General features: G+C 68.4%; 19 protein-coding genes. 11 read left to right on the forward strand and 8 right to left on the reverse strand.

The window, feature by feature from the left end; translation table 11 throughout:
- Positions 1-161: 161 nt before the first annotated feature.
- Positions 162-3,086, forward strand: a complete 2,925-nt coding sequence (locus C8D87_RS29340) for an AfsR/SARP family transcriptional regulator (protein ID WP_112229135.1) — start codon at positions 162-164, stop codon at positions 3,084-3,086.
- 99 nt (positions 3,087-3,185) lie between these two features.
- On the opposite strand, the gene C8D87_RS29345 is transcribed toward C8D87_RS29340, so the two are convergent.
- Complete coding sequence (locus C8D87_RS29345) at positions 3,186-3,986, reverse strand: phospholipid scramblase-related protein (protein WP_112229136.1); 801 nt, start codon at positions 3,984-3,986, stop codon at positions 3,186-3,188.
- A gap of 49 nt (positions 3,987-4,035) precedes the next feature.
- Here C8D87_RS29345 and C8D87_RS29350 point away from each other — a divergent pair, with 49 nt between their 5' ends.
- The gene (locus tag C8D87_RS29350; RefSeq protein ID WP_109641243.1) at positions 4,036-4,671 is read left to right on the forward strand and encodes a TNT domain-containing protein; all 636 of its coding nucleotides are present in this window, start codon (positions 4,036-4,038) and stop codon (positions 4,669-4,671) included.
- Here the strand turns inward: C8D87_RS29350 and C8D87_RS29355 are convergent.
- From C8D87_RS29355 to C8D87_RS29370, 4 genes are all read right to left on the reverse strand, one after another.
- Positions 4,664-4,855 (reverse strand): ferredoxin, encoded by a 192-nt coding sequence (locus C8D87_RS29355; protein ID WP_112229330.1) that lies wholly within the window; start codon positions 4,853-4,855, stop codon positions 4,664-4,666. The two genes, C8D87_RS29350 and C8D87_RS29355, sit on opposite strands and share 8 nt — an antisense overlap.
- Positions 4,852-6,069, reverse strand: coding sequence for a cytochrome P450 (locus tag C8D87_RS29360; protein ID WP_109641293.1), 1,218 nt, complete (start codon positions 6,067-6,069; stop codon positions 4,852-4,854). The genes C8D87_RS29355 and C8D87_RS29360 overlap by 4 nt, the downstream gene beginning before the upstream one ends.
- A 19-nt stretch (positions 6,070-6,088) precedes the next feature.
- On the reverse strand, positions 6,089-7,660 hold the full coding sequence (locus C8D87_RS29365) for an ABC-F family ATP-binding cassette domain-containing protein (RefSeq protein WP_112229137.1): 1,572 nt from the start codon (positions 7,658-7,660) through the stop codon (positions 6,089-6,091).
- 107 nt (positions 7,661-7,767) lie between these two features.
- Positions 7,768-8,304, reverse strand: coding sequence for a TetR/AcrR family transcriptional regulator (locus C8D87_RS29370; RefSeq protein ID WP_215732524.1), 537 nt, complete (start codon positions 8,302-8,304; stop codon positions 7,768-7,770).
- 70 nt (positions 8,305-8,374) lie between these two features.
- Here C8D87_RS29370 and C8D87_RS29375 point away from each other — a divergent pair, with 70 nt between their 5' ends.
- From C8D87_RS29375 to C8D87_RS29405, 6 genes are all read left to right on the forward strand, one after another.
- Positions 8,375-9,421 (forward strand): FAD-dependent monooxygenase, encoded by a 1,047-nt coding sequence (locus C8D87_RS29375; protein WP_109641246.1) that lies wholly within the window; start codon positions 8,375-8,377, stop codon positions 9,419-9,421.
- 479 nt (positions 9,422-9,900) lie between these two features.
- Positions 9,901-11,079, forward strand: a complete 1,179-nt coding sequence (locus C8D87_RS29385; RefSeq protein WP_109641248.1) for a nitric oxide synthase oxygenase — start codon at positions 9,901-9,903, stop codon at positions 11,077-11,079.
- A 10-nt stretch (positions 11,080-11,089) separates the two neighbouring features.
- Positions 11,090-12,154 carry an APC family permease gene (locus tag C8D87_RS29390; RefSeq protein WP_215732536.1) on the forward strand — a complete coding sequence of 355 codons (1,065 nt, stop codon included), beginning with the start codon at positions 11,090-11,092 and terminating at the stop codon, positions 12,152-12,154.
- 39 nt (positions 12,155-12,193) lie between these two features.
- Positions 12,194-13,291 (forward strand): NAD(P) transhydrogenase subunit alpha, encoded by a 1,098-nt coding sequence (locus C8D87_RS29395; protein WP_109641249.1) that lies wholly within the window; start codon positions 12,194-12,196, stop codon positions 13,289-13,291.
- On the forward strand, positions 13,288-13,554 hold the full coding sequence (locus C8D87_RS29400) for an NAD(P) transhydrogenase subunit alpha part 2 (RefSeq protein WP_045309221.1): 267 nt from the start codon (positions 13,288-13,290) through the stop codon (positions 13,552-13,554). Before C8D87_RS29395 ends, C8D87_RS29400 begins: the two co-directional genes overlap by 4 nt.
- Positions 13,551-14,909, forward strand: coding sequence for an NAD(P)(+) transhydrogenase (Re/Si-specific) subunit beta (locus C8D87_RS29405; protein ID WP_109641250.1), 1,359 nt, complete (start codon positions 13,551-13,553; stop codon positions 14,907-14,909). The genes C8D87_RS29400 and C8D87_RS29405 overlap by 4 nt, the downstream gene beginning before the upstream one ends.
- Here the strand turns inward: C8D87_RS29405 and C8D87_RS29410 are convergent.
- Together C8D87_RS29410 and C8D87_RS29415 are read right to left on the reverse strand one after the other, a co-directional pair.
- Positions 14,875-16,848 carry a diguanylate cyclase domain-containing protein gene (locus C8D87_RS29410; protein WP_109641251.1) on the reverse strand — a complete coding sequence of 658 codons (1,974 nt, stop codon included), beginning with the start codon at positions 16,846-16,848 and terminating at the stop codon, positions 14,875-14,877. The two genes, C8D87_RS29405 and C8D87_RS29410, sit on opposite strands and share 35 nt — an antisense overlap.
- A gap of 65 nt (positions 16,849-16,913) precedes the next feature.
- Complete coding sequence (locus C8D87_RS29415; protein ID WP_109641252.1) at positions 16,914-17,717, reverse strand: SAM-dependent methyltransferase; 804 nt, start codon at positions 17,715-17,717, stop codon at positions 16,914-16,916.
- Positions 17,718-17,894: 177 nt separating this feature from the next.
- Between C8D87_RS29415 and C8D87_RS29420 the strand changes: the two genes are divergently transcribed.
- From C8D87_RS29420 to crcB, 3 genes are read left to right on the forward strand one after another with little or no spacing between them, the layout of a single operon-like run.
- The gene (locus C8D87_RS29420) at positions 17,895-18,335 is read left to right on the forward strand and encodes a MarR family winged helix-turn-helix transcriptional regulator (protein WP_112229139.1); all 441 of its coding nucleotides are present in this window, start codon (positions 17,895-17,897) and stop codon (positions 18,333-18,335) included.
- The gene (locus C8D87_RS29425; RefSeq protein ID WP_233440168.1) at positions 18,319-18,690 is read left to right on the forward strand and encodes a fluoride efflux transporter FluC; all 372 of its coding nucleotides are present in this window, start codon (positions 18,319-18,321) and stop codon (positions 18,688-18,690) included. The genes C8D87_RS29420 and C8D87_RS29425 overlap by 17 nt, the downstream gene beginning before the upstream one ends.
- Entirely contained in the window at positions 18,687-19,025 is a 339-nt protein-coding gene (crcB, locus tag C8D87_RS29430) for a fluoride efflux transporter CrcB (RefSeq protein WP_109641255.1), read from the forward strand. The genes C8D87_RS29425 and crcB overlap by 4 nt, the downstream gene beginning before the upstream one ends.
- Here crcB and C8D87_RS29435 read toward each other — a convergent pair.
- On the reverse strand, positions 18,970-21,639 hold the full coding sequence (locus tag C8D87_RS29435; protein WP_112229140.1) for an NACHT domain-containing protein: 2,670 nt from the start codon (positions 21,637-21,639) through the stop codon (positions 18,970-18,972). The two genes, crcB and C8D87_RS29435, sit on opposite strands and share 56 nt — an antisense overlap.
- Positions 21,640-21,649: the final 10 nt, after the last annotated feature.

Here is a 21,649-nt window from a genome sequence, read left to right on the forward strand (position 1 = left end):
ATGCCGGTCCTGCCGACCTGCGTCACCGGTCCGCGTCCGGAGGCGCTCTCCGCCTGCGAGGCGGCGGCGATGGAGGTTGTCCGCTTCATGGGCGAGAAGCATCACGTGACCCGCTGACATTTCGCTGACACCTTGGGTTACCGGCTGGTTAGGATCGGCACATGCAGCGGCGGTGGGGGTTCAGGGTTCTAGGATCGTTGCAGGTCATCGACTCGGGCCGGGTCGTGGAACTCCGCTCGGCCAAACAACGTGTCCTGCTCGCCGCGTTGCTGATGAAGGCCAACGCGCCGGTCTCGTCGTACGAGCTGATGGAGCACCTCTGGGGTGAGGAGCCGTCCGGAGCGGCGCGCGCGACTCTGCAGACGTACGTCATGCGGCTGAGACAGTCGCTGGACGATCTCGCGGACCGCAAGCTCGTCCGCACGTGGCCGACCGGCTACTCGATCCACCTCGAGGACGACCAGCTCGACCTGCTGACGTTCCAGCGCCTCCGTGCCGAGGCCAAGCGCGCACCCGACCTGGAGACCGAGGCCCGCCTGCTCGGCGAGGCCGCGGCGTTGTGGCGGGGTCCCGCTCTCGACCAGGTGTCGTCGCTGCGGATGGAACAGACCGACGTGCAGCGCCTCAACGAGCAGCGCTGGGAGGTGCTGGAGCGCCGCAACGACGCCGAGCTGCAGCTGGGCCGGCACGACCAGGTCGTCGACGAGCTGCGGTCCCTGGTCGCCGAACACCCGCTGCGCGAACGCTTCTGGTACCAGCTGATGCTGGCCCTGCACCGCGCCGGCCAGCAGGCCCAGGCGCTCGACGTGTTCCGCCGGGCGAGCGACGTGCTCGCCGACGAGCTGGGCATCGACCCGAACGCCGAGCTTCGCGCTCTGCACATGGAGGTGCTGGCCGGGTCGTCGGCGCCGGTGGCTGTTCAGGCCGGTCCGTCGTGGCTGCCGCCGGCCGTCGGGGACTTCTCCGGGCGTACCGACGAGGTCGTGCGACTCACGGCCGGGTTGCGGGCCGGTGGGACGTGGACGATCACCGGGCCCGGTGGTGTGGGCAAGACTTCCCTGGCCGTGCACTGCGCGCATCTCGTGCGGGACGCGTTTCCGGACGGGCAGCTGTACCTGAACCTGCGCGGTGGTGAGCAGAAGCCGGTCGGGCCGGCCGCGGCACTGGACCGGCTGTTGCGCGGCCTCGGCGTTTCCGGTGGGGCCATTCCGTCCTCTGTGGACGACCGGGTGGACCTCTACCGCGATCTGCTGTCGGACCGGCGGATCCTGGTCGTGCTGGACAACGCGATCAACGAGGCCCAGGTCCGGCCGTTGCTGCCGGGAACCACCTCGGGTGCCGCGCTGGTGACGTCGCGGGCGGCGCTGGCGGGTCTGGAGGCGGCCCACGTCGTGCCGCTGGACGTGTTGCCGCCCTCGGACGCGCTGGCGATGCTGCGGGCAGCGGTCGGTGAGGCACGCTGCACCGCGGAACCCGGTGCGGCGCAGGACATCGTGGCGTACTGCGGGCAGCTGCCACTGGCGCTGCGGGTGGCGGCCGCGCGGCTGGTGGCACGGCCGCACTGGCAGCTCGCGAAGCTCGCGGGCCGGTTGTCCGACGAGCGTCGCCGGTTCGACGAGCTGTCGCTGGGCGACCTGGACGTCCGCGCATCCCTGGCCCTGTCCTACGACGGCCTCGACGAGTCGCACCGCACGGCGTTCCGGCTGCTGTCGCTGGTCGACACGCCGGACTTCCCGGCCTGGGTGGCGTCACCGTTGCTGGGGCTCGACCTCGACGACGCGGAAGACCACGTCGAGGCCCTGGTGGACGCTCGTCTGGTCGACTACGCGGGCCGCGACGCGCTGGGCCAGGTGCGGTACCGGCTGCACGACCTGCTGCGCGCGTTCGGCCGGGAGGCGGCGGACGAGGACCCGGCCGCGGCGCTGAAGGCGTTGTTCGAACAGTGGCTGGACCTGGCCACGCGTGCCGACGTCGAGCTGCCGCACCAGGCGATCCGCCTGGAACTCCTTGCGCTGGAACGGTTCGACCTCGGCGACGCGGCCGACTGGTTCGACGCGGAATGGCACAACATCCACGCCGTGCTCACCCAGGCCGCGTCCCTCGGCCTGTCCTCGCTGGCGGCAGAGCTGGCGATCCGGTCGTCGGCGTTCTGCGATCTGCGGGCCCGGTTCGACGACTGGGAGCACATCAACGATCTCGGCCTGTCGTGCGCGCCCGCGGATCGCAAGCCGATCCTGTTCCAGCAGCGCGGGATTCTCTGCGCGCGGTTGCACCGGTATGCGGAGGCTTCCTCGAACTTCGCCGCCGCGCAGGAGGGTTTCGCCGCGGCCGGTGACGTGTGGGGCGAGGCCTATGCCTGGTACGGCATGGGGTGGATGCACGAGTGGAGCGGGCGGTCGCTGGAGGCCCGGTCGGCGCATCGTGAGGCCATGGCACGGTTCGTCGCGTCCGGGAACCCGCACGGCGAGGTCGAGGTGCTGTGCTCGCTGGGGGCCATCGAACGGCGGGCCGGCGGGCTGGCCGCGGCGCAGGAATACCTGGAACGGGCGCGGCGGGTGGCCGCGCAGCTGGGGGACGAGCAGAGCGAGCTGATGGCGACTCTGGAGCTGGGACGGCTGCACCAGTTCACCGGGGAGTTGCAGCTGTCGGCCGGGTTCCTGCGGTCGTGCCTGGCCGCCGCGCAGAAGCTCGGGGACCCGGACTGGGCGGCGAACATCCGGTTGTTCCTGGCGGACACGTTGATCCGGTCCGGGCAGGCAGGGCCGGCCGAGGAGCAGCTGCGGCAGGCCTGGGAGTTCTTCGAGGAGCACGACGACCGGCAGGGGCGGATCTGGGTCTGGCGGCTGCGGTCAGGGCTCGCTGCCACGCCGGAGGAGGCGTTGCGGCTGGCCTCGCTGGCGATGGACCAGGCCCGGGAGATGGACTCGCCGCCGGAGTTCGGGCGGTCGTTGCGGGTGCTCGGCGACGCTTTGGAGCGGGCCGGAAGGGTTGAGGAGGCTCGGGAGCACTGGAGGCGGGCCGAGGAGACGTTGACCGCGGCCGGGTTCCAGGCCGAGGTCGACGAGCTTCGCCTGGCGACGTCCTAGTGCCGTGGCAGTCGGCCTTTGCCCCGTGTTCGGCGGTCAGACGGCCGCGAGGTGGCCCGCTGAGCGTCGAAGACGCGGCGAAGGTCGGCTGTCGCGGCACTAGCCCTGGTTCTGGCTCAGCACAGTGTCGACCGTGACCCCGGACGCCACGATCATGCTCAGCAACGGGTCCGGCACCTGCCGGTGGAACTGCACGACGTAGTTGTCGGCCGTCGAGAACACGGCTTTCGCCATGCCCTGCCACGTCTTGGTGATCCGGGCGACCTCGGTCTCGGTGTGGTCGCGCAACGAGAAGTTCCAGGCGCGGAAGTTCTCCGCGTAGATGCCGCCCACCTTCATCCCGTTGCACACGAAGGCGAAGCGGACCTTGCCGAACACGTTCTCCTGGATGATCTCGCCGATGGGCATGCCGTCGCCGCGCTCGACCATGACCTTGGACTTCCACACGGTCGCCGGCCGCACCAGGCGGAGGAGAGGACGGCCGTGCACGTCCCGGATCTCGAGGTGGACGTCCAGCATCGAGTCGAGCTTCGTGAAGGCGCGCAGGGCTTTGGCGGCTCCGGTCTGGCCCACCTGTTCCACGGTGCCGATGTGGCGGGCGTGCTGGTCGTAGATGACGTAGGAGTTCGACATCTCGACGAGTTTGGCCTTCTGGTTCACGACCAGGACCGGCTCGGTGAACAGGGTGCCTCCGCCGCCTGACACCGGGTTCTGGATGCCCGCGCGTTGCACCTGTTGCGCTACGCGGTCCTGGCCGGTGCCGCCCATCTCCACCTCCGCGTGGTGGGCGTCGGTCTGTTGCTGGCGCGGCTGGACGTGCGGGGTCCACTGACTGCCGTCCCACCACCGGACGAACCGCGGGTCGGCGTTGTCCGGGTACCAGCCGGGGGCGAAGTTCACGCGGACGAGGGTAGTGCGGAAAGCGCTGGCACGCGCCAGGATGCGAAGTATGTTCGCAGGCAAACGGTTCTTGGCGGCGTTCTTCGCCGCGACGCTCGTCCTGTTCGGCCTCAGTGCCGGAGTCAGCACCGCTCAAGCGACCGCCGAGGCGTGTGCGGGCGCCTATCAGGGTGACAGCCGGCTCGGGCCCGAGACGTTACCGGAGGTGTGGCAGCAACCCGTCGGGCCGCTCGTCGCCGGGTACAAGAGGTTCGGTCACCTCGACAAGGAGGCGTTCCTCGCCAAGTACTGGAACGGGACGGGCTGGAACTACCCGCCGCAGGACGGGTTCTGGCTCACGCCGGGAGGAGAGCCGATCAAGTACAAGCGGACCCTCGGCGTGCACACGAAGCTGGACCGGTTCGGCAGCGAGTACGGCGGGTTCCTGGCGTACAAGGGCTCGCACTACTCGACGCGGGCGATTCCGCCGCAGAGTCTCTACACGTTCGATCCCGCGTACCGGTGCAACTACCACACCTACCGGGTCACGAAGGCCTTCGCGGTGTGGGAGGGGCCGATCGCGCCATGGTTCGAGCAGCCCGGCGGTGGCCTGCAGCAGAAGCTCGACAGGGCGCTGGTGCCAGGCGACGGGGCACTGAACGTCGCCTGGCTGCTCTCCAACGGTTACCTCGTGCGGATCAACTGATCGTGATCGCGCTCGCCGGGCACAGGCTCGCCGCTTCCTTCGCGGTGGCCTCGTGCTCGGCGTCGGGGTGCTCCTGCAGGAGAACGACGGTGCCGTCCTCCTCGTTCTGGTCGAAGAGGTCCGGATCCGTCAGGACGCACATCCCGGAGCCGCAGCACTTCGACTGATCGACGGAAATCCTCATGACGACCACGCTACTGGCAGCGAGTGGACTCCGTAGATCCCCATGTTCGTGCGCAGCGGCACCTCCTCCGGCTCCACGTCCAGCCGGAGGTCGGGGAACTCCTGGAACAGCTTGGAGAACCCGATCCGCATCTCGATGCGGGCGAGCTGCTGGCCCAGGCACTGGTGGATGCCGTGCCCGAACGCGACGTGACCCGACGCGGGGCGGCGCAGGTCGAGCTCCTCGGGGTTGCCGGGGAACTTCTCCGGGTCCCGGTTGGCCACCGGGATGTGCAGGAGCACGGTGTCGCCGGCCCTGATCAGGTGCCCGTCGATCTCCACGTCCTCGAGCGCGGACCTCATCGGTCCGAAGTGGATGATCGACAGGTACCGCATCAGCTCCTCGACGGCGTTGTCGATCGCCTCCGGCTCGTCCTTGAGGATCTTCAGCTGGTCCGGGTGCTGCAGCAGCGTGAACGTGCCGATGCCCAGCATGTTCGCCGTGGTCTCGTGTCCGGCGAGCAGGAGCAGCATCGCCATGTTCGACGCTTCCTCGTCGGTCGGCTCCCCGGTGGCCAGCAGGTCGCTGATCATGTCGTCGCCGCCGGGGTTGGCCTTCTTGCGGTCGATCAGCTCCCGCATGAACAGCTGGATGCGTTCGAACGCGTCCATGGCCTCCTTGAACGTGGAGTCCAGGCTCAGCATCTTCGCCGTGTCCTCCTGGAACCTGTGCCGCTCGTCGTAGTCGACGCCGAGCAACGCGCAGATCACCAGTGACGGCACCGGAAGCGCGAACTCCTTAACGAGATCCGCCCGGTTGCCGAGCGACCGCATGTGCTTGAGCTGGTCGTCGACGATCGTGCCGATCCACTCGGACAGCTGGTTCATCCGCCGGACCGTGAACTGACCCTGCAGCATCCTGCGCAGCCGGGTGTGGTCCGGCGGATCCTGGTTGAGGAACATGCCCGGCTGGGGCTTGCGCTTCTCGTCGTCCTCCGGCAGCTCGCCCTGGAACCGCTTGTCGAGCAGGTGGAACCGGTCCGGTTCGTTGCTGAACTCGGGGCTGCCCAGGATCTCCCGCACCTGGCGATGACCCGTCACGAGCCAGCCCAGGTGGCCGTCGGAGAACTTCAGTCTGCTGATCGGCGCCTTGCCGCGGATCTCGCTGACCTCGGTCGGCGGATCGAACGGAGTGGCGCGCTCGGTGGGCAGCTCTTCGGAGATCAGTTCGGTCATCTCGCACACCTCCCAGTGCTCAGTAGAGGACCGCTTTCGAAGCTACAGAACTTTCATGACTCTGTGAAGGTGAACTGAGCGTGACGATCCGCCATGAAACGAAATCTGTCCGCATCTGTCTGTCGTGGGTCGCGACGGCCACGGCGGCTTTCGTGTGGTGGAGCGCCTCGGTCAGCTCGTCGACCAGGGCGATCGACAGGTGGTTGGTCGGTTCGTCGAGCAGAAGCACGTGCGGGGCACTGCTCAGCAGGATCGCCAGCTCCAGCCGCCTCCGCTGTCCAGTCGACAGTCGGGAGACCGGCCGCGCCAGGTCTTTCTCTCCCAGCAGGCCGAGGTCGTGCGCCTGTGGGCAGAGCCGGCGCGCCGTGGCGTCCTCGTTCTCGAACGACGACTCCTGGGCGAGCAGCGCCACCCGGCCGACGTGGTGAACCGTGCCGTGAGCGGGCATGATGCGGCCCGCGAGGACGTTCAGCAACGTCGACTTCCCGGCGCCGTTCGCGCCGGTCACCAACAGCTTCTCGCCCGCGCCGAGAGAGATCGGCTCGATGAGGTTCAGCCTTCCGGGTACTTCCAGCGGCGTCGCGTGCAGCAGGTCGCCGTCGGCCTCCAGCTCCGGCGGCTGGAAGCGCAACGGTGGCGGGGGAGCGTCGACGCGCTGGTCGTCCAGCTCTTCGAGCCTGCGGGCGACGTTGCGCATCTTGTTCGCCGCGCGCGTACTGCGCTTGTGCTTGAACGCTCCCTTGGGTGGGCGCCACGCGTCCCTGAGGCGTGACTGGGCGCGTTCGACCCTCTCGGTCAGCTCGTCGTGCTCGGCTTCCTCCTGCGCGAACCGCTGTTCCCAGCGCTGGCGTTCGGCGCGCTTGGCCTCCTTGAACGCCCGGTAGCCGCCGCCGTGCAGGTGCACCTCGCCGTCCGGTGACGGGTCGAGGTCGAGCAGCTGCGTGCAGACGTCGTCCAGCAACGTGCGGTCGTGGCTCACGAGCACCACGACGCCGTGGTGCTGGCGCAGGCGTTCGGTCAGGAAGTTCAACGCATCCGCGTCGAGGTGGTTGGTCGGTTCGTCGAGCAGCAGGACGTCCGCGCGTTCGGCTAGCAGGCACGCGAGCCGGACGCGATAACGCTGTCCCACACTGAGTTCCGCGAGTTTCACGGTCCTGGCGTGGTCGGCGCCGAGTGCTTCGAGCGCGATGGCGGCACGGCGTTCGGCGTCCCACGCTTCGATGTCCTCGGCGTGGGCCAGCGCCTTCTCGTAGCGCTGCTCGTCGAACGGCTCCGCCGCACTGTCCAGTTCGGACAGTGCTTCGCGGCTTTCGCGCAGCGCTTCTGACAGCAGGTCCCCCACCGTTTCGCTGTCGTGGAACGGCATTTCCTGCCGCACCAGGCTCAACGAACCGTGTCGCGTGACAGTTCCCTGGTCCGGCACCAGGTCGCCGGCGAGCAGCCGGAGCAAAGTGGTCTTGCCGCGGCCGTTCTCGCCGATGACGCCGAGCCGTTGGCCCGCGGAGACTTTCAGCGAGATGCCGTCGACGACAGGGCCGGCTTCATAGCCCTTGGTGAGGTCATGGGTCGTCAAATGAACATGCGAGCGCATGCGGATCCTCTTTTGGGTACGCGAAATCAGGACGTGATGCGTGGTGGCACACGTCCTGACTCAGAGGTAGAAGACCCCGTACCCGAATCCCATGAAACCCACGGTACCTACGGTCGCAACGCTTTTTCGACGGCCTTCCTGAGGTCCTGGAAGCTCTCCTCGGTGCCGGGCACCGGCCCGGTCGTGCTGCCGCCGCCGACCAGCCGGTAGAAGAGCAGGCCTTCGATGAACGCGGTGATGTGCGCGCCGGAGCGTTCCGGGTTCTCGTGACCCAGCGCCTGCGCAAGTGCGGTCGCCTGTTCACGCGGCGAGTGCACGAGGATCGACTTCAGCTCGGGGTGGTGCGTCGCCTCCAGCATCGCCGCGTACCGGGCGAGCGTCCGGTTCCGTTCGACGAGCCAGTTGTCGATCGTCCGCGCGATGCTGCCCGCGAGATCGGCCGTGTCGAGGTGGATCTCCTGCTGCTCCTGGACGGCGAGCCGTTCCACGAACCCTTCGATCAACGCCTTGCGGGTGCGGAAGTACGCGCTCGTGGAGCCCTCCGGCAGTCCGGCCTTCCTGTCGACCGCCCGGTGGGTCAGGCCACGCATGCCGAGTTCCGCCACGAGCTCGATCGCGGCGTCGGTGATCAGGTCTTTCCGCACTGTGCTCCTTCTCTCTCTACAGCCGTAGTCTACAGGTGTAGAGTCCTCTACAGATGTAGAGGAGGCGGGGATGAAGGCGATCGTGGTGGGTGGCGGCATCGGAGGGCTCGCGGCCGCGGTGTCGTTGCGGCGCGTGGGCTGGGAAGTCCAGGTGCTCGAACGCGCTGCCGAGTTCGGCGAGGTCGGCGCGGGGATCGGCGTGATGCCGAACGCGTTGCGGGCGCTCGAGTGGATGGGGGTCGCGGACGAGGCTCGCAGGCTGGGCACTCCGCGCGTGTCGGGTGGCGTCAAGGCGTCGGACGGGCGCTGGCTGACGCACCTGCCCGACGTCGGGCAGGAGAAGATCATCGCGATGCACCGGGCCGATCTGCACGGTGTGCTACTGCGCGCGTTGCCGCCGGAGATCCTTTTCAACAACGTCGAGGTGACCAGCGTTGAGGAGCTGGACGCAGACCTCGTGGTGGCGGCGGACGGCATCAACAGCCGCCTCCGCGCGGAGCTGCTGCCCGACGCGCCGGGACCGGTGTACGCGGGGGCCACGGCGTGGCGAGGGGTGGCGCCGGGTCCCTTCGAGCTGCCGATCACGCAGACACTCGGTCCCGGCGGCGAGGCGGGCATCCTGCCGCTGGGGGACGGCAGGGTCTGCTGGTACGTCGCCGCGGTGGCGCCACCGTCGGCCGCGCTGGACCCGGTGGAGCTGTTCGCCGGTTGGCACGACCCGATTCCGTCGCTGGTGTCGACGACTCCGGAGATCATCCGGCACGACATCCACCAGCTGCCGCTGCTGCCGACGTTCGTGCGGGGACGCGTGGCGTTGCTCGGCGACGCGGCGCACGCGATGGTGCCGTACCTGGGCCAGGGGGCGTGCATGGCGCTGGAGGACGCGGTGACGCTGGCCGCGTGCGACGGTGATCTCGCCCGGTACGACGCGTTGCGCCGGCCGCGCACGCAGTCGGTGTGGCGGAGCTCGCGGATGGCGGGGAAGTTCGGGATCGAGGTGACCTCGCCGGTGGCACTGGCGGTGCGGAACTTCGTGTTCCGCGCGCTGCCGGGGCAGGCTGCTGTGCGCGGGATGACGCGCTTCTCCTCGTGGGACGTACCCGCGATGCCACGATGATGTCGACTTGCGCGCCCCGCTGCGGTTGCGGCGGCCGGACGAGGACGTGCTCCGGCAAGTACACAGTGGACGTTGCCGGGCACACGGTGACATGCCGGTGCGTTCGGTTCCTTCCGATCGCAAGGCGGAGATCGAGGTGCTCGCGGCCGACCGCGAGGTCGTCGTTTCCCAGTCCTGGCCGGACATTCTGCTCTTCCGCGCCGGTGGGTTCGCCTGGCCCGTGCGGCCACGGGTGAACTGTGCCGTCGCGCCCCCGGCGAGGTTCACTCGAACGGGTCGAATCCAGCGGTGAACTAGATCACTGGTCAATGTTTGGTGTCAGCGCGATAACAGTCGAAAACCACCCTTTGTCGCGAGGATTGTCACCCGGTTGCGGTATCAAGTACTCGCTGAGCGTGTCGGACGCGGTCCAGTGATCCAGATGGCGTAGCGCGACAGGCGGTTTCCGGTACACGAAAGCGCAACTACGGTGCCTCGCCATGACCCCCGTCCCGACTGATGTGATGCCCCGTTCCCTCACGGCGCTTCCCCCGGCGCAGGTCGAGAGCACCCACGAGATCGACATCGCCGAGGTAGAGGACTTCGTCCGCCAGCACCACGCCGAGCACCCCGACCTGGGGCCGGTGGAGGCCAGGCTGGCCGAGGTGCACGCGGAGATCGCCGCGACCGGCACCTACCGCCACACGGCCGCCGAACTCACCTTCGGCGCCCGCGTGGCCTGGCGCAACAGCTCACGCTGCATCGGCCGCCTGTACTGGCGGAGCTTGAAGGTGCGCGATCTGCGGGAGGTGTCCGCCCCCGCCGACGTCGCCGCCGAGTGCGTCGAGCACCTCAGGGTGGCCACCAACAAGGGCAAGATCCGCCCCGTCATCACGGTCTTCGCCCCTGCCGAGCCCGGCCTGCCCGCACCCTCGATCCTGAACGAGCAGATCGTTCGCTACGCCGCCTACCGGGGTTCGGACGGCGGCGTGCTCGGCGACGCGAGGAACCTCGCGCTGACCGAGCTCGCGTTGAAGCGCGGCTGGCAGCCACCGGCGTCGCGCGGCCCGTTCGACGTGCTGCCGCTGATGGTGTCCTGCGAGGGCCACGACCCCGCACTCGTGGAGATCCCCGCGGACGCCGTGCTCGAGGTTCCGTTGTCCCACCCGGAACTCCCGTGGCTCGCGGCGCTCGGCGTGAAGTGGCACGCCGTCCCCGCGATCAGCAACATGCGGCTGCGTGTCGGCGGTATCGACTACCCGTCGGCGCCCTTCAACGGCTGGTACATGGGCACCGAGATCGGCGCCCGCAACCTCGCCGACCACGATCGGTACGACCTGCTGCCGTACATCGCCAAGCGGATGGGCCTGGACATGTCGTCGGAGGCGACGTTGTGGCGCGACCGAGCGTTGATCGAGCTCAATCGCGCTGTCCTGCACTCGTTCGCGGAGGCCGGGGTCACGATCACCGATCACCACACCGAGTCCAAGCGGTTCCTGACGCACCTGGAGAAGGAGGAGGCCGCCGGCCGATCCTGTCCTGCCGACTGGTCGTGGATCGTGCCACCCGTGTCGGGCGGGCTCACGCCGGTCTACCACCGCTACTACGACTCAGGTGAACTCCTGCCGAACTTCTTCCCGGCCTCCTCGCCGGCGAAGGGCTGCCCTGTCGCACACTGACCGGGTGCAGCTGACCAGGAGCCTGACCCTGACCGATGCCGTCTTCGTCGGGCTCGGCTCGATGATCGGCGCGGGTGTGTTCGCGGTGTTCGCCCCGGCCGCGGCGGCGGCCGGGTCCGCGCTGCTCGTCAGCCTCGTCATCGCGGGTGTGATCGCCTGCTGCAACGCGTTGTCGAGTGCTTGGCTGGCCGCGAAGTACCCGCAGTCCGGCGGTACCTACGTCTACGGCCGTGAACGGCTCGGCCGGATCTGGGGCGACCTGGCCGGCTGGGCGTTCGTATTGGGTAAGACGGCGTCGTGCGCGGCCATGGCGCTGACGGTCGGCGCCTACGTCGGTGCGCCAAAACCCGTCGCGGTGGCGGCGGTCGTCGCGTTGACGGTGCTGAACCTGACCGGTGTCCAGAAGTCCGCGCTGGCCACCAGAATCATCGTGATCGCGGTCGTGGTCGTGCTGGCCTTGACGGCTGTGACAGCTCAGGACGCGGCGGAGCCGGCTGACTTCCTCCCGACCGGCATCCTTCCCGCCGCCGCGCTGCTGTTCTTCGCGTTCGCGGGCTACGCGCGCATCGCCACCCTCGGAGAGGAGGTCAAAGAGCCCGAGCGGACGATCCCGCGTGCCGTGGTCATCGCGTTGGGGATCACGCTGGTCGTCTACGCGGTCGTTGCTGTCGTCGCGTTGAACGCGCTGGGCAGCGACCTCGCCACGAAGACCCTCGCGGACGTGTCGCCGACGCTGGCACCCGTCATCCGGGTCGCCGCCTGCCTGGCCGCCCTCGGTTCGCTGCTCTCCCTGCAACTGGGGGTCAGCCGGACCGCTCTCGCCATGGCTCGCGACCGCAGGCTGCCCAGGCAGCTGGCCGACCTGCGGGTCGCCGAGATCGCCACAGGACTCGCGGCGATCGCGCTGGTGATCGCCGTAGACGTCACGCGGGCGATCGTGTTCAGCTCGTTCTGCGTACTGCTCTATTACGCGATCGCCAACGCCAGCGCGTGGACGCTCGGTAAGCGCGTCGTGCCGGCGCTTGGGCTGGTGGGGTGCCTGACGCTCGCCGGAGCGGTTCTCTGGCAACTGTGATGTGGCCCAGGTCACCTTTGATCGCGTAACGTGCGTACGGTGAGAGTGGGAACACCCGCAGAGTCGCGGCCCGCCGAGCGTCGTGTCGCCTGCGTACCGGACACGGTGTCGGCGCTGGTCGACGCCGGGCTGACCGTGCACGTCCAGGAAGGCGCCGGCCGGCACGCCCACGCCCCCGACGCCGCCTACCGCGCGGCGGGGGCAACCGTGACGCCCGAGGATCCGACACCCGAGTCCGACGTCGTCGTGTCCGTGCAGCCGCTGACCCTCGACCAGGCCGCCAAGCTCAAGCCCGGCGCCGTCACGATCAGCTTCCTGCAGTCCGCGAACGAGCGGGACCTGCTCGAGGTGTACCGCGACCGCCGCGTGACGTCGTTCAGCTTCGACCTGCTGCCCCGCGTCACCCGTGCCCAGAGCGCGGATGCCCTGTCCTCGCAGGCGTTGGTGGCCGGCTACCGCGCCGTCCTCGTCGCCGCCGAACGACTACCGCGCTTTCTGCCCATGTTCACCACGGCCGCCGGCACCGTACCCCCGGCCAAGGTCCTCGTTCTCGGCGCCGGTGTCGCAGGCCTGCAGGCGATCGCGACGGCACGCCGGCTCGGCGCCGTCGTCGAGGCCTACGACGTGCGCAAGGCCGCGGGCGAAGAGGTTCGCAGCCTCGGCGCCAAGTTCCTCGAGCTGGACCTGGAGACGCAGTCCGGCGTCTACGCGTCGGTGCAGTCCGAGGAGTTCCTGGAACGCCAACGGGAACTCATCGGCGAGCACGTCGCCGCCTCGGACATCGTGATCACCACGGCCGCGATCCCCGGCCGCAAGGCCCCTGTGCTCGTCACGACCGACATGCTCAAGGCGATGGCGCCCGGTTCCGTGCTGGTCGACCTGGCTGCCGAGTCCGGTGGCAACTACGCCGGATCCGTTGCGGGCAAGGAAACCTGGGTCGGCGAGGTGCTCGTGCACGGCGCGTTGAACCTGCCGTCGTCGATGCCCGTGCACGCGAGCCGCCTGTACGCGCGCAACGTCCTGAACCTGCTCAAGCTGATGATCGTGGACGGGGTGGTGCAGCCGAACCTCGACGACGAGGTGCTCGACGGCTGCTGCCTCACCCACGACGGTCAGATCCGCAAGGAGTTGCCGTGATCGACCTGCTGACGATCTTCGTGCTGGCCGTCTTCGTGGGCTTCGAGGTGGTCTCGAAGGTGTCCACGATCCTGCACACACCGCTGATGTCCGGTGCGAACGCCATCCACGGCGTGATCCTCGTCGGCGCGATCCTGATCACGGGGTCCGCCGAGAGCACCCTCGAGCTCGTGCTCGGGCTGCTCGCGGTCTTCCTGGCCACGGTCAACGTCGTCGGCGGCTTCGTGGTGACCGACCGGATGCTGGAGATGTTCCGGAAATGATCGCCCAGCTGATGTACCTCGTCGCGGCGCTGTGCTTCATCCTGGCGCTGAAGGGCTTGAGCTCGCCCAAGTACGCGCGCTACGGCAACTTCATCGGCGCGTTCGGAATGCTGGTCGCCGTCGTCACCGCGTACGTGCACGGCGTCGTCCACAACGGACTGTGGATCCTGCTCGCCGTCGCGCTCGGCGTCGTCGTGGGCATCCCGGCCGCGCGCTCGGTGAAGATGACCGCCATCCCGCAGATGGTGGCTCTGTTCAACGGAGTCGGTGGCGCCGCGGCGGCACTGGTGGCGCTGGCGGAGTTCTTCGCGGTGCGCGATCCGGGTTTCCTGTTCCTGCTCGCGACCGTGCTCACGGTGCTGATCGGTTCGGTCAGCTTCTCCGGTTCGGTGGTGACGTTCCTGAAGCTGCAGGAGCTGATGACCACCAGGCCGGTGTTGCTGCCGGCGGGGCAGCAGCTCGCGATCGCGGCAGGCGTGTCGTCGGTTGCCTTGTGCGCTTTGGTGATGACGACGGAGATCGGTCTGCTGCTGTGGCTGCTGACCATCGCGGGGCTCGTGCTCGGCGTGCTGTTCGTGCTGCCGGTCGGCGGCGCGGACGTGCCGATCGCGATCTCGCTGCTGAACGCGTTCACCGGCCTCGCGGTCGCGGCGTCCGGGTACGTGCTGGCGAACACGCTGCTGATCGTCGCGGGCACGCTCGTCGGCGCGTCCGGCACCATCCTGACCCGGTTGATGGCGCAGGCGATGGGGCGATCGCTCGCGAACATCCTGTTCGGCGCGTTCAAGGCGACAACCGTTGCCGCGCAAGGAGAAGAGCAGCGCACGGTCAAGTCGGGCACGGTGGAGGACGTCGCGATCCTGTTGGGATACGCGAACAACGTCGTCGTCGTACCAGGTTACGGCCTCGCGGTCGCGCAGGCTCAGCACGCGGCGCGCGAGCTCGTGTCGCAGCTCGAACAGCGCGGAGTCAGCGTGTCGTACGGGATCCACCCCGTGGCGGGCCGGATGCCGGGGCACATGAACGTGTTGCTGGCCGAGGCGGACGTGCCGTACGAGCAGCTCAAGGAGCTCGACGACATCAACCCGGGGATCACGTCGGTCGACGTGGCGCTGGTGGTCGGCGCGAACGACGTGGTGAATCCTGGAGCACGTGACGAGCCGTCCAGCCCGATCTACGGCATGCCGATCTTCGACGTCGACCGCGCGAAGTCCGTGGTGTTCATGAAGCGGTCGATGCGGCCGGGCTTCGCGGGCGTGGACAACGAGCTGCTCTACAACCCCAAGACGACGTTGCTGTTCGGCGACGCCAAGGACTCGCTCACGAAGCTGCTGGCGGCGGTGAAGCAGCTGTAGTGAGCAGCTTGGTCACCTCGGCCGCGGACAGGGCGGGCAGCAGCCCGATCACGCCGTCCGCACCGATGGACCGCCAGTGCTCGGCGTCGGAGAGGGTGCGCACCTCGTCGACGCCGAACCGCACGCCGAAGCTGTGCACGGTGGTGATGAGGTCGCGCATCGCTTGGCGCAGCGGGGATTCCGGGCTCGGCGCGGGTGCGCGGGTGATCACCGTGCGGACCGGCACCTCGGTCAGCACCGCCAGTTCGTCGTGCCCGCCGCGGAAGCCGTCCAGCGCCGTCACGATGCCGCTGTCGTGCAGCACGACCGCGTTGTCGTCGCCGGCCAGCACCGACGAGATGTCGAGCGCGATCCGCAGCCGTTCCGCCGGCAGGCCCGTCTCGTCGAGCGCGCGTTTGACGTCGGCGACCAGGTCCTCGTCGCGAGACTGCAAGGCGCCCAGCGTGATGTGCAGCGTGGGCGCCCGGTCGCCGAACTCCGCGACCCATCCCGCGGCCTGGGCGCACGCCTCGCGCAGCAGCCACTTGCCGATCGGCAGCGACAGGCCCGTCGAGTCCGCCAGGGCCATGGTGTCGTTGTGGCTCAGGTCGTCCCAGTGCAGGCGGGCGACGACACCGAGCACCTCGCGGGTCTCCAGGTCGTGCACCGGCGCGTAGACGATCTCCAGCTCACCGTGTTCCCATGCGCCCGGCATCGACGCGGCCAGCGCGTACTTGCCGCGGCGGCGGGCGTCGTCGTGCGGGTCGTGCAACGCCCACTGCCGCTTGCCGCGCGCTTTCGCCTGGCGCAGCGCGGCGTTCGCGCACCGCATGAGCTCGGCCGCGGTCACGAACGCCGGCGGCCGGTCCACCACACCGATGCTCGCGGACAGCGCGATGCCGTGATCGTCCACAAAGGTCGCTTCGGCGAGCGTCGCCTGGATCTCCTCGACGGTCGTGGTGACGTGGTCCGAGATCGTCATCATCGCGAACTCGTCGCCGCCGATCCTCGCGACCAAGGCTTTCTTCTCGGCGGCGAGCGTGCCGAGCCGGCTCGCGACGATCTTGAGCAGCTTGTCGCCGGTCTCGTGGCCCAGCCCGTTGTTGACGACCGAGAACGCGTCCAAACCCAGGTGGTACAACGTGATCGCGTCGTTGCCGAGCCGTCGCTCGACCTGCGTGATGAAGTGCTGGCGGTTCGACAGCCCTGTCAGGGAGTCGTGCAGCAGCTGGTGGTCGAGGCTGCGTTGCAGCAGGTGCAGCTCGCTGATGTCCTCGACCATCGTCACGTGGTGCGTCGGCTCGCCGTCCGCGTCGCGCAGCAACGAGGCCGCGAGGTGTACCCACACCGGCTCGCCGTCCTCGCGGATCAGCTTGCGCTGGTCGCGGAACCTGTCGACGTGGCCTGCGCGCACCTTCCGGTAGGAGCCCGCGAGCGCGGCCCTGTCCTCCGGGTGGAAGAAGTCGATCAGCTCCCGCCCGATGAGCTCGGTGCCCGCCCTCAGCCCCACGATCTCGGCGAGCGTGTCGTTGGCCTCGACGCACCTGCCGTCGAAGTCGATGATCACGATGCCCAGCGCGGAGGACGCGAACACCTCCTGGAACCGAGCCTGGCTCACCTTCAGCGTGCGCTCGACCCGCTGCTTGGCCCGCACGATCGCGACCTTGATCTGCTCCTGCTGGTCGAACGCGTCCATCCGCATGTAGTGCGCGTACGCGGAGCTCAAGCGGGCGAGCAGCGGCAGCTCGAACGTGGGAAAGAGAACCTCGATCGTGGCACGCAACGAGTCGGGGCCGGTTGCGTGCAGTGACACCAATCTATCGGCTACCGATTCAGGTGACTCAGGCAGCTCCACCAGCGAATCGAGCAGCGCCTGCTCGATTTCGGCGTGGGACAGCGGGATGTACGCGGTCGACGTCAGCGCGTGCATCCAGCGGGCGGCGAGCTCCGGAAGTTCCATTCTGTGTGCAGAGCGTACGGAATAGCCGCCCCCTGGCCAACATGAGCGAGGGCTCTGGATCTTCGCTAGGCCTTGCGGCCGACAGCCGCGTAGATGCCCGCCTTGTCCGGATCGTCGGTGTTCGTGCCCTCCGGCCGCCACAGGGGCAGCGGCACGATGCCCGGCTCGACCACGTCGAACCCGTCGAAGAGCCCTTCGATCTCCTGCTTCGTGCGCGGAAACATCGGGTTCTGGCTCTTCTTCATGACCTCGACCACGCCGGCCATCTCCTCGGGCTGCAGGTCCTGGGTGAACTGCGAGAACGCCAGGTAGCTGCCGGAAGGCACGGCATCGCGGTAGGTGGCCACGACCGCGCGCGGATCCGCCTCCGGGGGCACGAAGTGGAAGACGCCCACGGTCAGCACGCCGACGGGCTGCGTGAAGTCGATGAGATCGCTCTCCTGCGCGGCCTTCAGCACGGTGACCGGCTTGGTCATGTCTTCCTGAATGATCGTCGCGTGCGCGTCGCCCTCCAGGATGAGCTGGCTGTGCGCGACCGCGACCTCCTCGAAGTCCACGTACACGACGCGGGTGTCCGGGTCGGCCTTCTGCGCGATCTCGTGCACGTTGCCGACCGTCGGGATGCCGGAGCCGAGGTCGAGGAACTGCCGGATGCCGTTGTCCATCATGAACAGCACGGCCCGGCGCAGGAACGCCCTGTTCAGCCGCGCGATCGTGCGCGCGTTCGGCTGTGCCTGCAGGAACTTCTCGGCCAGTGCCCGGTCCGCCGCGAAGTTGTGCCCGCCGCCGAGCAGGTAGTCGTAGAGGCGAGCAGCGCTCGGTTTTCCGGTGTCGAGGCCTTCAGGAACCCAGCTCAACCGTTCAGACATGGCCACAGGCTACTGATGTGCCACACGGGTGCGGCAGGGGTGTAGCCCCTTTTTGGCCCATCGGAATCCGCTTCGGTCACTGGAAAGCGTGAATTGTCGCAATGATCCGCGGGACCCGGTACGGGGCCGCGATCCTGCCCATTGGGACGGGTACTGCCGCGAACGTAAGATTTCCGCATGTCAGACGAAGCCCGCACGCTCACCGACGTCGTGACTCGCCTGCGCCGGGCGTTGCGGACGAGCATCCGGGCGGACTGGCCGTGGGAGTCCCTGCCGATGGCGCAGGTGGAGCTGCTGCAAACCCTCGCGGAACGCCCGCCGATGAAGGTCGGCGACCTCGCCGCGGTGCTTCGTCTCGCCCCCAACACCGTCTCCGGCCTGGTGTCGCAGCTGATCGACTCGGGCCTCGTCGTCCGTGGCGCGGACCTCAGGGACAGGCGGGTGGCGCGGCTGTCCGTCTCATCTCGTGGACACGAACAGCTCCTCGTCTGGCAGCGTGAGCACGAGAAGAGAATCGGGTCCGCCCTGTCGAAGCTGGAGCCCTCGGAGCGCGAGGACGTCGTGCGCGCGCTGAAGGCCTTGGAACACCTGGTTGAGCACCTTGCCGAACCAACCTGACCCGATCGACCCCGACGTCGACCTGCACGTCCCGGCCCAGCGTCAGGAGCTCCACCTGCCGTTCGTGGCGCTGGTGTCCTTGGGTGGCGGGCTCGGCGGCGTCGCGCGCTACGGCTTGTCGTCGGCCGTGCCGGGTGCGTGGGGGTTGTTCATGATCAACCTGCTGGGCTCGTTTCTCATCGGTGTGCTGATGGGACTCGTCCCGAAGCCGTTGGTGCGGGCGTTCTTCGGAGTCGGCCTGCTGGGAGGGTTCACGACCTTCTCGTCGTACGCGGCGTCGTGGTCGTGGGCTCTGTTGGCCACACCGGTTTGTGCTGTGCTGGCAGCGTTTCTCGGGCTGCGGGTGACGCGATGACCGTGCTCGCGGTTTTCCTCGGTGCTGCCCTGGGTGCTCCTTGCCGCTACCTGCTCGACCGGTTCGTGCAGTCACGGCACTCGTCGGACTTCCCGTGGGGCACCTTGACGGTGAACGTCGTGGGGTGCTTCCTCATCGGGTTTGTCGTTGGCACGTCCTGGATGCCGTTGCTCGGGGTGGGGTTCTGCGGCGGGCTCACGACGTACTCGACGTTCAGCTACGAGACGGTGAAGCTGCTGGAGACGCAGAAGTACCGCGCGGCACTGCTGAACGTGGTGGTCAGCGTGGTGCTCGGGATCGGCGCGGCGTCGCTGGGGCTGGCCTTGTCGCGCTGACGCTCCCCGCCAGCCAGTTCTTGAGGAACGTGTCCACCTCGGGCGGGAACGAGGCTCGTGCCAGCCACCGCAACGCCTCGCTCTTGCCTCTCCAGTTGCGCCTGCCCGCCATGAGCGCGGCGGGGACGGGCGTCCACTGAGTGCTCACGTTGTCGTGGAACAGCAACTCCGCGAACGGGAGTGCCAACATCACCGCGAGTGCATCGGTCTTCTTCGGGTTTTGCTGGATCTTCGTGACCGACAGGAAGGCGAAGTCGGTCACGTTGGCCCATGGCGTGGCGCACTCCGTGATCGCGCTGGCGACGGCGTCTCTCGAAGCGGTGTCGACCAGCGTGGTTTCCTGTCCCAGCAACTCCTCGGCCAAGCTGACCGCACGGACGAGGCCGTAGCCGTATCCGACGTAGAGCGCGGCCACACCGAACTTCTGAACGATGTTCCGCAGCGCAGCGGGGTCGTCGCGGGAGCCGACTGCGCCCCAGGCTGCGTGCCGGCGCAGTTCGGCCATGCGGTCCTGGTACCGGGTCAGCAGCCGCGGCCGAGCTTCTCGCCACCACTCGTGATCCCCGGATGGGTAGCCGGGGTGGTGCTCCAGAAGTTGCGCCGCCGCTTCGTCTCCGTTTTCGATCTTGTGGCTGAGCAGTTCCACGATGGTCTGCGCCACGGCGGGAACGTTCGCGGGCGCGGCGAAGTACATGCAGCTGAACAGTGCTCCGTCGACGAACATCAAGTCCGCTGGCCGGTAGAGCGCCCGCTTGGTGATCGGGTATTCCAGCGTGGTGAGCAACGCCGCCTTGGTGATCAAGCGGACGACGCGGGTACTGGGGTGCATGTGCCGCAACGCCCTGGCGGCGAAGTTGAGACCGTCCCGCTGGACCGCCTCGGTCAGCAGTTCGTCGACGCCGTCCTCGACGTTGCGGTCGTACAGCTGCAAGGCGATCTGCGCGACCACCTCCCACTGGTTGATGTGCGGCAGTAGCGCGGTCCACAGCTCCTCGGCCGTCCGGTGGGTGCGGACGAGGTGTTCCGCGGCGAAGTACTCGAGGAACGTTCGGTGGGTGAAGCCGAACAGCGGCTCGGTGCGCGTGGTGCCGACATCGGTGAGGATCCACGCCCGCCCGGTGCAGAACCCGAGAAACTGCTCGGCGGTCGCGACGGACTCGTCGTGATCGTCCAGCTTGGCTTCCAGATACCTGGTGAGCGTCGCTACGATCCTGGTTCGTGGCAACGGCCTTCCCGACTCGGGCGCCGTGAACATCTGCCAGGCGAGGTACTGCACGGCGCCACGCAACCGGCCGTGGAACCTGAGCGGCAACTCGATGCCGCGTTTCGTGTCCCATTGCTCGAACAGCATCAACGCGCACCGCTCGTACACCTGGGCCATGTTGCGCGGCAGGTACCTGTCGCTGGAGTACATGGCGCACAGCAACGACAACAGCAACGGGTTGCTGCGCAACTCGGGGATGGGTTCGCTGTCCTGCATGAACGAGAGGGACAGCCGCTCGCGGTCCGCGGGTGAGGTGGCTTCGTCCAGTACGAACCAGCGCTGCACGTACTCCGCGACCTGGTGCTCGTCGAACTGGCGGATGTCGGCCTGTGCGAACAGGTCCTGGCTCAGCGGGGCCTCGTCGTAGCCGATCTTCCGCGCGGTGACGAGGATCGGTACGAGTGGGTGGAGGTGGGCGAACCCTTCGACCAGCGCCACGACTCGGCGGCGTAGTGCTGTCTGCACGAGCTCGTCCAGTCCGTCCAGCACCACGACGGCGCGACCGGTGCGGAGCAGGTACTCGACGCCGTCCCGTGGTGGCTTCACGTTGTAGGGCGCCAGGCACACCTTGTCGAGGTAGTGCAGGAGATCGTGGCCGCCTTCGTGGAACGACTCGGTGAACTCCCGCAGCACCACCAGGAACGGCACACGACCCGAGTCGTCGCTCGCGATGTCGTGCGCGAGTTTGGCCGCCATCGTCGACTTCCCGGCGCCGGGATCACCGATGACGACCGTGCGGTCGCCGGGTGCTCCCGGGTTCGGCGTCTTCGTCGCTGCGAGCGTGGGTGGAACGTAAAGCTCGTCGTAGCGCGCGGCCCTGCTGACGCCGAGGTGAGGCAGCCGGATCTTGTTGTGCAGAGCGGTGACTTGGCTGCGCATACGTGCCGCGAAACCGTGGAACTCGGCAACAGACCTGAGCCTGCCGAGCAGACGACCCGTCGCCGTCGCAGCGGCGAGCAGGTCGTTCTCGTCGACGACGACGCCGTGGGTGCTGTACCACGACACGACCTCGTCGCAGGCCGCGAGCAGCAACCGGTGGACGGCACCGGTGGTCCGGGTGAGCAGGTCGCCCGACAGCCCGGCGAGCCGAAGCCCCTGGTGCAGCTGCTCCTCCACCTCCGCGCCGGCGGCGCGCTGGACGCGGACCTGGGTGACCACGGCGGCGAAGTCGGGAGAGTCGAGGTAGGCGGACAGCTTGTCCGCCTCGGTACCGAGGTCCTGCAGCAGCTCCTCGGTCTCCTGGGTCGGAAACGGCGCCCGGCCTCGGTACCGGGTGCTCACGAGACGCTTCGAGAGCTGGTCGCTCACATCGACGACGACCCGGATGACTGCAGACTCGATGCTCGCCATCCGGGTCTCC

The organism is Lentzea atacamensis, assembly GCF_003269295.1.
Taxonomy (GTDB): domain Bacteria; phylum Actinomycetota; class Actinomycetes; order Mycobacteriales; family Pseudonocardiaceae; genus Lentzea; species Lentzea atacamensis.